The sequence below is a fragment of the Roseivirga sp. genome, assembly GCF_965216855.1.
Taxonomy (GTDB): Bacteria; Bacteroidota; Bacteroidia; order Cytophagales; family Cyclobacteriaceae; genus Roseivirga.
The window spans coordinates 3,627,290-3,639,547 of sequence record NZ_OZ244204.1 but is presented as its reverse complement, the minus strand read 5'-3'; the positions used below and the strand labels follow the sequence as shown (position 1 = coordinate 3,639,547).

The window sequence follows — 12,258 nt, the reverse complement described above, 5'->3', positions numbered from 1 at the left end:
TTTGTTAAGCGGATTACTCAGCATACAGGTCTAGCCCTGACATCACGGTGGTTGGAGGCAGGAAGTCGTAGCTGATTTCCTGATTCTCCCGAACCAATCTTAGCCCTTCAAGAAGAATCTTATCGTTTTCTTCCAATCCTTCAGAAATCACATATATGTGAGGTAATTCTTCCTCGATTTTAATTTCACGAGATCGAATGATATTGTCTTCACCCACTACATAGACATACTTTTTGTCAAGCACCTCGAAAGTGGCTTTCTGCGGAATGATCAATGCATTCTCTAATGGTATATCAATCAGAACATTACCTGTCTCACCATGTCTGAGTAGCCTGTCAGGGTTAGGGAAAGTGGCTCTGAAAGCGATATTACCAGTCTCATTATTGAATTCACCTTCGATAGTTTCGACCACTCCATTCTCACTAAACAACTTGCCATTGGCCATTAGCAGGTGAACATTATTCATGTCCCCTTTTTTGGCATTGGTTTGAAAATCGAGGTACTCGGCTTCAGGCACGTTGAAGTACACCCACATTTTGCTATTGTCAGAGAATGAGGTTAATAGTTCACCCTCCTCCAGCAAACTACCCTCCCGGGCTTCGAGGCGGTTCAGTATACCATCGAATGGTGCTTTAATCAGTGTAAAACCCAGATGTGCTTCGGCCAGGGCCACTTCAGCCTTGGCTTTATTAAAATGTGCCTCAGCAAGAGCCAACTCATTCTGAGAGATTACGTTCTGATCGGCCAGAGACTTGGCGTTCCTGTATTCAATTTCCGCCACCTGAGCTTCCGCTTCGGCTTTCTTCAACTCTGCTTCGTAAAGCATAGGCATGATTTTAAACATCTTCTGCCCTTTCTTCACAAATTGACCTTCATCAACATAGATCTCCTCGAGATATCCCTCTTCCAGGGCTCTTAGCTCTATGTTTCTGATAGAGCGGATTTGGCATACGTAATTCAGTGATTGCAGTGTGTCTTTTCGAACAGGACTCGTGACTTGAAATTTTGTCTCAGCTAATTCATGTTCGTTTTCATGTTTTTCAGATTCACAGCTCGTGTACAACACCAGTGCACACAGGCTCATGATAAAGAGAATTCTCTTCTTCATAATTTTAATTTTAAAAAGATGGTTTTGATTTTCTGGGGATGGAATGCCTGATGAGAAGCGACAATATCATATTGCCTTATTCAAGAAACTCAACAGAGCTACTCCAAAAAGGGAATTACCCGAACTGTATAAGGCTCAGGTAAAAATTAGGGCATCATATTCTGAACACCTGGAACAGAAGATACCAGTCACAAAGCGAAAAGTGATAGGATTGCTCACTAGACGGTGAGCGTCTCTTAGTGTACTCGTGAAAATACCCCAGAATGAGGGCTAGACTAACAAATACCAGGTATTTACCGGTATCTGCCTGTTTTTTAAGAGCATTGTTTTTTTCGTCATCTTCTTCCTCAAACTCAACCTCATAGGGTTCCAGATGATGTCTGGTTTTAATTGAGTGATAAGAGGAGGTGACAATTTCAGCAGTTGGCTGATCGGAATGGTATTCGAGATAACTAGAGTCGGTATCTCCCAGAGGTAGCGGTAGGCCCGCTGCCAATACATGATTGAATCCACTCAAAAAGAGGATCAATATGCTTAGGAAATATTTGATCAACACTTTAGTCATCAAGGGCGCAAATGTATATGACCCAAAAGGTACTGACAAGCAGTTTTCGTAAAGATTAGTTAAAAGTAGTTTGAAAGCTCGTTACTGGTGATAGAAGGTCATAAAATCTGAGCAATCGATTTCTTCGATTAAGGTACTCAGTCCAGCCCAGAGAGAGGTGTTATAATGCAACAGAAATCTTATCTCTGATCTCCTCAAAGCGCTCCTTGCTAAGTTGCAACTTAGGTCGGCCAAAGTCTATATCATGCATACCATGTAGTGGAATCAGGTGAATGTGCGCATGCGGTACTTCAAGACCAATAACAGCTACACCTACCCGCAAACAAGGAATAGCCTTTTCAATGGCCTGAGCGACTTTATAGGTGAATGCCTGTAATTTCAGGTAAGTATCTTCATCCAAATCAAAGAGTTTGTCAGTTTCCTTTTTGGGTACCACCAAAGTATGTCCTTCATTCAGGGGGTTGATATCCAAAAAGGCAATAGCATACTCATTTTCGGCTACAATATAACCGGGTATTTCTCTATTAATGATTCGGGTGAAGATACTTGCCATCTCGATTAATCAAGGGTGATTTCGAGTACTTCAAATTCCATAACTCCGGCCGGAGCTTTTACTTCAGCAACCTCGCCTACTTTTTTATTTAAAAGCCCTCTGCCAATAGGTGATTCGTAGGATATTTTACCAGCTTTTAGGTCAGCTTCCTTCTCAGAAACCAATGTGTATTTTACGGTCATGCCGTTTTTAACATTCTTGATTTTAACAGTTGAGAGTATAGATACCTTTGAAAGATCTACATCTTCCTGTTTTTTAATTCTGGCATTACCAACCAGTTTTTCTAATTCTGAAATCCTCATTTCCATGAGACCCTGAGCATCTTTGGCAGCATCGTACTCTGCATTTTCACTCAAATCTCCTTTATCTCTGGCCTCAGCAATCTGTCTGGCCATATCAGCTCTTCCTTTTGTCTTCAGTTCCTGAAGTTCATCTTTCAACTTCTGTAACCCTTCCTCGGTGTAATAACTTACACTTGACATATCTCTTCTATTTAGTTTGTACTTATCTTCTACAAAAAAACAACGGTCTCAAATTGAAACCGCTTTAAACAAATAAAATCGCCCGCAAGGCGATTATGTACAGGCAAAGTTAGCTAAAATTTGCTTAACTCGAAATCCGTCAACTTTGGCCTATTCTGTAGTACTGGGCAATTTTGCTGACCAAAACTTCATTGATTCTCTTGTAAGAAGCAAAGGTCCATCCCGCTACATGTGGAGATAACACAACGTTCTTTCTACTGAACAGGTTTTCGAATCGATCCTTTTCTTCTTCAGACAATTGATCGAATTTTTCCTTCTCCAAAACGTCTAATGCAGCACCCAGTACTTTACCGGAATCCATCAGTTCAAGTAAATCCTTCAATGGCACAATTTCACCCCGGGCGGTATTTAGCAAATGGATATCCTTTCTAAACTGGCTAATAAAATCTTTATTCACCCAGCCTCTGGTTTCAGAGGTCAATGGCACATGCAGACTCAGAATATCAGCCTTACTGAAGATTTTTTCCAGGCTTACCTCTTCTACTTTCTTGGTGCCAAATCCCTTTTTGAATTTGTCATAAACCAGCACTCTGCAATCAAAAGCCCTGAGCCTTTGTACAAAGGCCTGTCCCATGTACCCGTAACCGATAATACCTACCGTTTTATCCGACAGCTCTACGCCACGGTTACCTTCCCGGTCCCATATCCAGTTACGGACTTCATTGTCTGATGTATTAATCTTATTAAGTAAACTCAACAGCATTCCCACAGCATGTTCCGCCAGTGCATCGCGGTTTCCTTCGGGCGCATTGAGAATTTCTATGTTCCTGGCTTCAACATAATCAACATCAATCTTATCCAGTCCGGCCCCTGCACGGCCAATGAATTCAAGCTTACCGGCATGGTCTACAAATTCCTGATCGATAGTGGTTTTTGAACGCACAAGAATACCCTCATAGTCGCCAATAGCCTCGAGAATTTCATCTCTGCTTATACCGGGGGCGTATGTAACCTCAATCCCAATTTCGGCAAGTAATGGCACGATGCTCTCGTGCATATCATCTATAATCAGACACTTCTTATTCATTTCAGGGTAGTAACAGGTTTGCTATTGCGAGGTAAACGATGATACCGAGTATATCGTTCGTGGTGGTGATAAACGGACCTGAAGCCAGGGCCGGATTGATACCCATTTTATCAAGTACCAATGGAGTGGTTGTTCCCATAAAAGAAGCGAGCATCACCACACAGATTAATGAGATAGAAACCACCGTTCCTAGTGTTTGATCATCCTTCCAGAGAAATACGATTAGGAAACTAATGAGAGCCAATACAACTCCGGTAAATATGGCTACTAAAAACATCTTCCCTATTCTCTTAGATAGAGAGTCTTCAAAAGCCGATCTGTTAGCGAGACTTTGCACAACTAAGGTAGAGGATTGTATACCAACATTACCTCCGGTAGCCATTACCAGGGGAATGAAAAATGCCAAAGCTGCATTCCTTTCCAGGCTTCCTTCGAAGAAACCAATCGCCCAGGCACCCAGCGTACCGCCAATCAGCCCCACCAGCAACCATGGCAATCTAGCCTTGGAAATAGCCCAGATGGAATCATCTTCTTCTACATCACCAGAAATACCTGACATCAACTGTCTTTCTTCCTCGGCCTGCTCTGTAATTACATCGATTATATCGTCAATGGTAATACGGCCTACCAGTTTCCCTTGTAGATTGACAACGGGAACAGCATCGAGGTCGTATTTACGCATCATATCCGCTACCTCTTCTTCATCCATATAAGTTTCTACATGAATGATATCTGAGTCGTAAATGTCTTTAATGAAGGTTTCGTCTTTGGAGAGGATAATCTTCTTGATAGAAACTTTGCCTTGAAGCTTACCTTTATCATCCACCACATAGACCGAATAAATTCTTTCTACATTTTCAGCTTGCCTCCTGATTTCATCTATGGTCTGAATGACTGTCCAGTTGATGTTAGCGACAATCATCTCCTTGGCCATTAGTCCACCCGCACAATCTTCATCGTAGCGCATCAGCTCCTGAATATGGGCTGCGCTTTCGGGATCATCTATGGCGGCAATTACTTCTTCCCGGGTTTTGACAGGTAAATCATTGATGATATCTACCGCATCATCCGATTCCATCTCTACGATATAGCGGGCAATCTCTTCCGGCTCCAGTTCTTCCAGAAATTCCTTCCTGGTATCTTCCTCCAGTTCTTCGATTACCTCAGCCCCTACCTCGTTATTGAGTACATCTAAAACATAGCGTGCCTCATCGGTCTCCACTTCATCGAGCAAAGCAGAAATATCGGCTGGATTGACACCCTCCATCGTATCACGGATGAAGGCAGCATCCTGCTGTTCTACGGCCTGCAAAACGAGGTCTAGATACTCTTTAGAAAGCTCAAAAGGTACTCTCTCTAACGACACGCTGAGATTTTATTAGTTAGGTCTACAAATTGATTAACTGAAAGTGCTTCGGCCCGAAGGTCTAATATTGGATCACCTGCCAACTCCGCTGGCAAATTTATTGGTTTTAGTGCATTCCGCAACGTTTTGCGTCTCATTTGAAAACCTGTTTTTACTACCGTTTTAAAGAGGTTCTCATCGCAGTCTAATTGCTCCGTTTGATTACGCTTAAGACGAATCACTCCTGAATTTACTTTAGGAGGTGGATTGAATACCCCCGGCTTCACAGTAAAAAGATACTCTATATCATAATAGGCTTGTAGTAACACACTCAATATGCCATAGGTCTTAGACCCGGGGCCTTCAGCGATTCTGTCGGCCACTTCCTTTTGAATCATACATACCACTTCCGGCACAACATTTCTCAGCTCCAGAATTCTGAAAAATATTTGAGAAGAAATATTATAAGGGAAATTGCCAATGATAGCCAATGGAGTTCCGGTGTCTTTCAGAAAGTCATACTTCAAAAAATCACCATCTATGATCCGGCCATCCAGCTCTGTGAAGTTCTCTTCAAGGTAGGCAATGGACTCTTTATCAATGTCTACCACCCAGGTTTCATAGTCAGACTTTAATAGAAACTGAGTTAAGACTCCTGTTCCCGGACCTACTTCCAGTACGGTCTTATAAGCTCCATGCCCGGTCAGGCCTTTGGCAATTCGTTCTGCAATGGATAAATCTTTGAGAAAGTGTTGGCCTAAATGTTTCTTGGGACGGACGAAAGACATACTCACAACTTATTTAAAAAAGCGTAATTTGCGCACAAAATTAGGATTTGTATTCTAAGAACAGCGAAATAGGCTTTCTATATGCAGGAGAATAAAAACGAAAAACCTTTCATACCTACTTTAGGCATTACCATTGGCGATATGAATGGAATTGGACCTGAAGTAATTATCAAATCTGTGATGAACCCCAAGATCTTCGATCTTGTGAATCTGGTGGTTTATGGACACGGTAAGGTGCTTTCTCACTACAAAAACCTGTTGGGTGTAGACAAGTTTTCTTTTAATCAAACCAACAATGCCGGACAAATTCGCTACAACAGACTCAATGTCATCAATTGTGTGGAAGATATAGAAGTTAACCCGGGAGAAGAAACGAAAGAAGCGGGTGCTTTGGCTTTAGCTGCCATTCAAAAAGCAACAGAAGACCTCAAAGAAGGGAAGATTGACGCCATTGTAACAGCTCCAATTAACAAGAATAATATCCAGAGTGATGATTTTAAATTCCCTGGACATACGGAGTACTTCACCGAAGCCTTTGGTGCCCATGAAAGCCTCATGTTTCTTTGTGGTGAACGGATTAGAATAGGTGTAGCTACCGGACATATTTCTATTGCTCAGATCAAGGACCGGTTGAATGCCGATGTTATTCGCAAAAAACTTGAATTGATGTTGAAGTCACTCAAAAAAGACTTCAACATTGGTAAACCTAAAATTGCCGTTCTGGGTCTCAATCCACATGCAGGAGAAGATGGCCTATTAGGCAACGAAGAAATTGAGATTATTCAACCGGTCATTAACGAGTTCAAGGAAAAAGGAGAACTGGTCTTTGGCCCGTACCCTGCCGATGGTTTCTTCGGCAATTCCAGCCAATCTAAGTTCGATGGAATTCTGGCGATGTACCATGATCAGGGCTTAATCCCTTTCAAAACCTTAGCTTTTGAGGAAGGAGTCAACTTCACTGCCGGGCTTTCAGCAGTACGAACTTCTCCGGATCACGGCACTGCTTACAATATTGCAGGTAAGGGGATAGCCAATGAGCAAAGCATGAGATCGGCCATATATATGGCGAAAGATGTGCTCTTGGCCCGAAGAGAGAATACACACTAATAAACAGGTCTTTGGTCAATAAAGAGTATCTGTTCATCGAATTTCATAACTTAGAAAAACAAAGCTCGTAACAGTAGACGAGCAGACTTAATTCTGAAAAGAGCTATCACCATATTATTACTCTTGCTTTTTGTAAGTGCAATGGGACTTGAGGTTTATGCCAATACTGCAGACCTTAAGGTAAATACCTATGAACTTCTGGATGCTGAAGAAGATCAGGATACTGAAGAAGACGGCCCTGAAGAGGAACTACTGGACGATAACCTGTTAAATCTGCTCGATACACTCGTTTTTTTTACTGCTATCTCTAAAGAAGAGTTTGCTCATCGGCAGTATTTGTGGAAAATGGATGTTCACGAAATCATACTACCTCCTCCGGAGCTGGTATAATCCACTTTTACAGACTCCAATAACAAATCATTCTCAAACCTATTTGAGGCACATGTGTGGCTCAAAGAAATCATTTTTATGAATAAAGACCTCTTTAAAAATATTAAGTCAGATGCCCCGGCCGGGTTAGTGGTATTTCTGGTTGCTGTCCCTCTCTGTCTCGGCATTGCACTCGCTTCAGGAGCACCTCTCTTCTCCGGTATCATTGCCGGTATGGTTGGTGGTATTGTAGTTACCCTGTTCAGTGGTTCTCACCTTGGTGTATCTGGACCTGCTGCCGGACTGGCAGTAATTGTACTGGCAGCCATCGAAGACCTGGGTTCATTCGAAATTTTCCTCGTTGCCGTAGTTATCGCAGGTATTATCCAGATTGTACTAGGCATTCTACGAGCAGGAATTATTGGTTACTACTTTCCTACTTCAGTGATTAAGGGTATGCTCTCCGCAATTGGTATCATTATCTTTCTGAAGCAAATACCTCATGCTTTTGGCTATGATGCTGACCCGGAAGGCGATATGGACTTTGCCCAGGCTGACGGACAAAATACATTTACCGAACTATCCAACATGGTAGATTATATTACTCCTGGAGCCATAGTACTGGCAGTAGTCTCACTGGCCATTCTTATTCTTTGGGAACAGAAGTTCATGAAGAAAGTAAAAATCTTCCAAGTCATTCAGGGGCCTCTTGTGGTGGTTGTATTGGGCATTATCTTCGGCAATGTTTTCACTAGTGGTGCACTGGTAATCACGAATGAACACATGGTAAGTATCCCTGTAGCTGAAGACTTAGCCGGATTTGCTGGTCAGTTCACTTTGCCAGACTTTACTGCTATTACCAATCCTCAGGTTTGGATCGTTGGTATTACTATGGCTATTGTAGCCAGTTTGGAAACTTTGCTCTGTGTTGAAGCAACGGATAAACTGGACCCTCAAAAAAGAGTTACGCCTACCAATAAGGAGCTAAGAGCCCAGGGTATAGGGAATATTGTAGCTGGTTTGATTGGTGGATTACCTGTTACTCAGGTAATTGTCAGAAGTTCAGCCAATATTCAATCCGGGGGTAAGACAAAGCTTTCTGCACTAATTCATGGTATACTCATTTTCCTGGCAGCCCTGGCCATTCCTAATATCATGAACATGATTCCATTGGCAAGTTTAGCTGCAATTCTTCTGGTTGTCGGCTATAAGCTGGCCAAACCAGCCTTGTTCATTGACATGTACAAAAAAGGCTGGCTGCAGTTTATTCCTTTTGTGGTAACCGTTCTGGCTATTGTATTTACAGATTTGCTGGTAGGTATTGGTATTGGTATGGCTGTAGCCGTCTTCAATATTTTGGTAACCAACCTAAGAAATCCTTATGTACTGAAGGAAACGCATGATCCTGAGCATAAGCACTACCAAATCGCATTATCTGAACAAGTTACCTTCCTGAATAAGGCTCAGATTCTTAAAGAATTGAACCGCATTCCTAATGATTCGGAGTTATTCATAGATGCCTCCAGTACCGTTTTCATTGAGCACGATGTACTGGAAATATTCAACGACTTTAAAACGAGTGCGCAATACAAAAACATTAAAGTCCAGATGAGTTCACTAGATCACCTGGATCTCAATGGTTTTGAACAAAACTTAAAAGACATGGTAGCCAATAAACATGATATTGAAAAACTACCTGATCGAGAGAATCTTAAGGTAACTACATTGTCATAAAGAGAGTATAGAAAAGGAGACCTTTTTTATTGTCAATAAATTTCGTCAAACAAAAGAAAATATCTACTTTTGCACACCTGAATTTTGAGCAAGGTAAGTTATGAGGGCCAGGAAGAAATTCGATATTCATATCTACAAGCTTTCCAATGGTATTCATGAATACGAGTTCGAAATCAGGAACGAGTTCTTTGAAATGTTCGAAGGTGATTTAGTAAGTGAAGGTGAGCTTAAGGCCATAGTTACACTGAATAAATCAGATTCAATGATTCAGGTAGACTTCGATATTGAAGGCACAGTTGTGCTGGAATGTGACAGAAGTCTTGATTTATTCGACTTCCCTATTCATGTAGAAAGAAACATGATTTATAAATATGGGGATGAAGAAAAGGAGTTATCGGAAGATGTCTATGTAATTGAGAAAAACACACAGACTTTGAATATTGCCGGAATTCTTTTCGAATACATTGGCCTGGAGATTCCAATGAAGAAACTTCACCCTAAGTTTGAGGATGAAGACGAAGATTCAGAAGGAACCATGATCTACGTATCTGAGGAAGAAGATCAAAACGAACAGGAAGAAGAAACAATTGACCCCCGATGGGCAGCTTTAAAAAATTTAAAGAATAAGAAATAGCGAAAGCTTAAAACAGAATAAGAAATGGCGCATCCTAAACGTAAGACCTCGAGAACCAGAAGAGACAAGGGAAGAACTCACAAGAAACTTTCAGCAAAAAACCTGGTGGTTTGCCCTACAACTGGAGAATTGCACATGCCTCACAGAGCATTTTGGCATGAAGGTAAACTTTACTATAAAGGTAAAGTTGTAATGGAAAAAGAGGTTTTAGCTTAAGGCTTACCTTTAAAGATATTTGCTCCTGGATAGGTCTATTCAGGAGCATTTTCATTTATAGGGGTATTTGAGCAGTTTCTCACAATAATCCATTATGATTCTGAAGCCTTTCCCCTTATATTGGCAGATGTTTATATCTCAAATCTGCAAGTCAAACCAAATTTAAAGCATGACTCAGCTAAGAGCTCAGATTTCCGGTGTCCAAGGTTATGTTCCAGAATATATTCTAACCAACAAGGAATTGGAAACTATGGTAGAAACCACCGATGAGTGGATTACTACCAGAACCGGAATCAAAGAAAGAAGAATTCTCAAAGGCGAAAACCAAGGCACCTCAGTTATAGGAATTAATGCCGTTCAGGGTTTACTCGCCAAAACCAATACCACACCAGAAGAAATTGACCTACTCATTTGTTGTACCACTACACCTGACATGGTGTTTCCTGCAACCGCTAATCTGATTTGCGATGCTATTGGTGCGAAAAATGCTTTTGGATATGACCTTCAGGCAGCCTGCTCAGGCTTCTTATATGGACTGGTAACAGGCTCTCAATTCATTGAGACCGGCAAATACAAAAAAGTAGTTGTTGTTGGAGCCGATAAAATGTCTTCCATTGTAGACTATCAGGACAGAACCACTTGTATCATCTTTGGAGATGGTGGTGGTGCGGTGTTGCTAGAACCTACTACCGAGGAACATGGCATTATGGACTCTATTCTAAGATCTGACGGTTCGGGAGCTCCTCACCTGCATATGAAAGCAGGAGGAAGCAGAAAGCCTGCAACAGCAGAAACAGTAGCCAACCGTGAGCATTACGCTTATCAGGAAGGTTCGGCCGTTTTCAAGTTTGCCGTAACCAATATGGCCGATGTGGCAGCTGAGGTCATGGATAAGAACAATTTGACCGGTGATGACATCTCCTATCTGGTGCCACACCAGGCCAACAAAAGAATTATTGACGCTACCGCCAGAAGAATGGATGTTGGAGAAGACAAAGTAATGCTCAACATTCATAAATATGGTAATACAACCAGTGGTACTATTCCGCTGTGTCTCTGGGATTATGAATCTCAATTGAAAAAGGGCGACAACCTGATTCTAGCTGCCTTTGGAGGTGGATTTACCTGGGGATCAATCTGGTTAAAGTGGGCATACGACCCAAAGTAAAAGACTAATCTAAATCTAAATATGGCTACCACAGCAGATATTAAAAACGGTCTTTGTATTGTAATAAACAATGACCTATGGATGATTACTGAGTTCCAGCATGTGAAGCCGGGAAAAGGCCCTGCTTTCGTCAGAACGAAGCTCAAAAATGTTAAAACAGGAAAGGTGATTGATAATACCTTCTCTTCCGGTCACAAAATTGAGACAGCCAGAGTTGAAAAAAGAACTCACCAGTTTTTGTACAAGGATGAATTTGGCTTTCACTTCATGAATACCTCTACCTTCGAACAGGTAATGATTCCTGAAGAAATGATTGAAAATGCCGACCTGATTAAAGATGGTCAGGAGGCTGATATTCTTTTCCATGCAGAAACAGAACAACCTTTGACCTGTGAATTACCTGCCTATGTGGAATTAGAGATTACTTACACTGAGCCCGGACTAAAAGGTGATACGGCTACCAATGCCAGTAAACCCGCTACTTTAGAAACCGGTGCCGAGATTCAAGTACCTTTATTCATTAACTTAGGCGATAAAATTAAAGTTGACACTAGAACCCGCTCATATGGTGAGCGAGTGAAATAAACCTTAACTCATATGAACCCGAAAGAAATTAAGAACATGATAGACTTCATCGCCAAATCCGGTCTGGCTGAAGTGAATATCGAAACGGAAGAATTTAAAATTAAGGTAAAAAGAGATACGGAGGCGCAGATTGTTGCTTCAGCGCCAGTGGCTGCGGCCCCTGCTCCTGCTCCGGCAGCAGCTCCTACTTCAGCACCTGCCCCAGCTCAGGAAAGCGCACCTGCCGCTCCTGCTGCTGACGATTCAAGCAAATACGTAGAAATCAAATCACCAATGATCGGAACTTTCTACAGATCTCCTAAACCTGAAGACCCTTCGTTTGTGAATGTAGGAGATTCTATTTCTGCCGGAGATAAAGTTTGTATTGTAGAAGCTATGAAGCTTTTCAACGAAATTGAATCTGAAATTTCAGGTACTATCGTTAAGGTATTGGTAGAAAATGCCTCTCCTGTTGAATACGATCAACCACTATTCCTGGTAGACCCGGCTTAAACAGCCTGCTATCTTATTTAGTTTT

Annotated in this window: 15 protein-coding genes; 8 read left to right on the top strand and 7 right to left on the bottom strand. The window is 41.7% G+C overall.

The window, feature by feature from the left end:
• Positions 1-13 precede the first annotated feature (13 nt).
• The 7 genes from ACOOEY_RS16110 to rsmA all read right to left on the bottom strand — a co-directional run bounded on the left by ACOOEY_RS16110 (position 14) and on the right by rsmA (position 5,928).
• Positions 14-1,108 (bottom strand): efflux RND transporter periplasmic adaptor subunit, encoded by a 1,095-nt coding sequence (locus tag ACOOEY_RS16110; protein WP_420385749.1) that lies wholly within the window; start codon positions 1,106-1,108, stop codon positions 14-16.
• A 154-nt stretch (positions 1,109-1,262) separates the two neighbouring features.
• Entirely contained in the window at positions 1,263-1,673 is a 411-nt protein-coding gene (locus tag ACOOEY_RS16105; RefSeq protein ID WP_420385748.1) for a hypothetical protein, read from the bottom strand.
• A gap of 160 nt (positions 1,674-1,833) precedes the next feature.
• Positions 1,834-2,226: an HIT family protein gene (locus ACOOEY_RS16100; RefSeq protein WP_420385747.1), complete on the bottom strand. Its 393-nt coding sequence runs from the start codon at positions 2,224-2,226 to the stop codon at positions 1,834-1,836.
• Positions 2,227-2,231: 5 nt separating this feature from the next.
• Positions 2,232-2,708 carry a transcription elongation factor GreA gene (greA, locus tag ACOOEY_RS16095; protein ID WP_420385746.1) on the bottom strand — a complete coding sequence of 159 codons (477 nt, stop codon included), beginning with the start codon at positions 2,706-2,708 and terminating at the stop codon, positions 2,232-2,234.
• Between the two features lie 139 nt (positions 2,709-2,847).
• Positions 2,848-3,795, bottom strand: coding sequence for an NAD(P)-dependent oxidoreductase (locus ACOOEY_RS16090; protein ID WP_420385745.1), 948 nt, complete (start codon positions 3,793-3,795; stop codon positions 2,848-2,850).
• Between the two features lies 1 nt (position 3,796).
• On the bottom strand, positions 3,797-5,161 hold the full coding sequence (gene mgtE, locus ACOOEY_RS16085; protein ID WP_420385744.1) for a magnesium transporter: 1,365 nt from the start codon (positions 5,159-5,161) through the stop codon (positions 3,797-3,799).
• Positions 5,152-5,928 (bottom strand): 16S rRNA (adenine(1518)-N(6)/adenine(1519)-N(6))-dimethyltransferase RsmA, encoded by a 777-nt coding sequence (rsmA, locus tag ACOOEY_RS16080; protein ID WP_420385743.1) that lies wholly within the window; start codon positions 5,926-5,928, stop codon positions 5,152-5,154. The genes mgtE and rsmA overlap by 10 nt, the downstream gene beginning before the upstream one ends.
• 81 nt (positions 5,929-6,009) lie before the next feature.
• On the opposite strand from rsmA, the gene pdxA reads away from it, so the two are divergent.
• The 8 genes from pdxA (at position 6,010) to accB (ending at position 12,233) form a co-directional block, all read left to right on the top strand.
• A complete protein-coding gene (gene pdxA / locus ACOOEY_RS16075) occupies positions 6,010-7,035 on the top strand; it encodes a 4-hydroxythreonine-4-phosphate dehydrogenase PdxA (RefSeq protein ID WP_420385742.1) in 1,026 nt (341 codons plus the stop codon).
• Positions 7,036-7,158: 123 nt separating this feature from the next.
• Positions 7,159-7,425, top strand: a complete 267-nt coding sequence (locus ACOOEY_RS16070) for a hypothetical protein (protein WP_420385741.1) — start codon at positions 7,159-7,161, stop codon at positions 7,423-7,425.
• 78 nt (positions 7,426-7,503) lie between these two features.
• Complete coding sequence (locus ACOOEY_RS16065) at positions 7,504-9,138, top strand: SulP family inorganic anion transporter (protein ID WP_420385740.1); 1,635 nt, start codon at positions 7,504-7,506, stop codon at positions 9,136-9,138.
• 100 nt (positions 9,139-9,238) lie between these two features.
• Positions 9,239-9,772 (top strand): YceD family protein, encoded by a 534-nt coding sequence (locus tag ACOOEY_RS16060; RefSeq protein WP_420385739.1) that lies wholly within the window; start codon positions 9,239-9,241, stop codon positions 9,770-9,772.
• Positions 9,773-9,796: 24 nt separating this feature from the next.
• On the top strand, positions 9,797-9,988 hold the full coding sequence (rpmF, locus tag ACOOEY_RS16055; RefSeq protein ID WP_420385738.1) for a 50S ribosomal protein L32: 192 nt from the start codon (positions 9,797-9,799) through the stop codon (positions 9,986-9,988).
• Positions 9,989-10,157: 169 nt separating this feature from the next.
• The gene (locus ACOOEY_RS16050; protein ID WP_420385737.1) at positions 10,158-11,156 is read left to right on the top strand and encodes a beta-ketoacyl-ACP synthase III; all 999 of its coding nucleotides are present in this window, start codon (positions 10,158-10,160) and stop codon (positions 11,154-11,156) included.
• Between the two features lie 21 nt (positions 11,157-11,177).
• Complete coding sequence (efp, locus tag ACOOEY_RS16045) at positions 11,178-11,741, top strand: elongation factor P (RefSeq protein ID WP_420385736.1); 564 nt, start codon at positions 11,178-11,180, stop codon at positions 11,739-11,741.
• A 12-nt stretch (positions 11,742-11,753) separates the two neighbouring features.
• On the top strand, positions 11,754-12,233 hold the full coding sequence (gene accB, locus ACOOEY_RS16040; RefSeq protein WP_420385735.1) for an acetyl-CoA carboxylase biotin carboxyl carrier protein: 480 nt from the start codon (positions 11,754-11,756) through the stop codon (positions 12,231-12,233).
• The last annotated feature ends 25 nt before the right edge of the window (positions 12,234-12,258 follow it).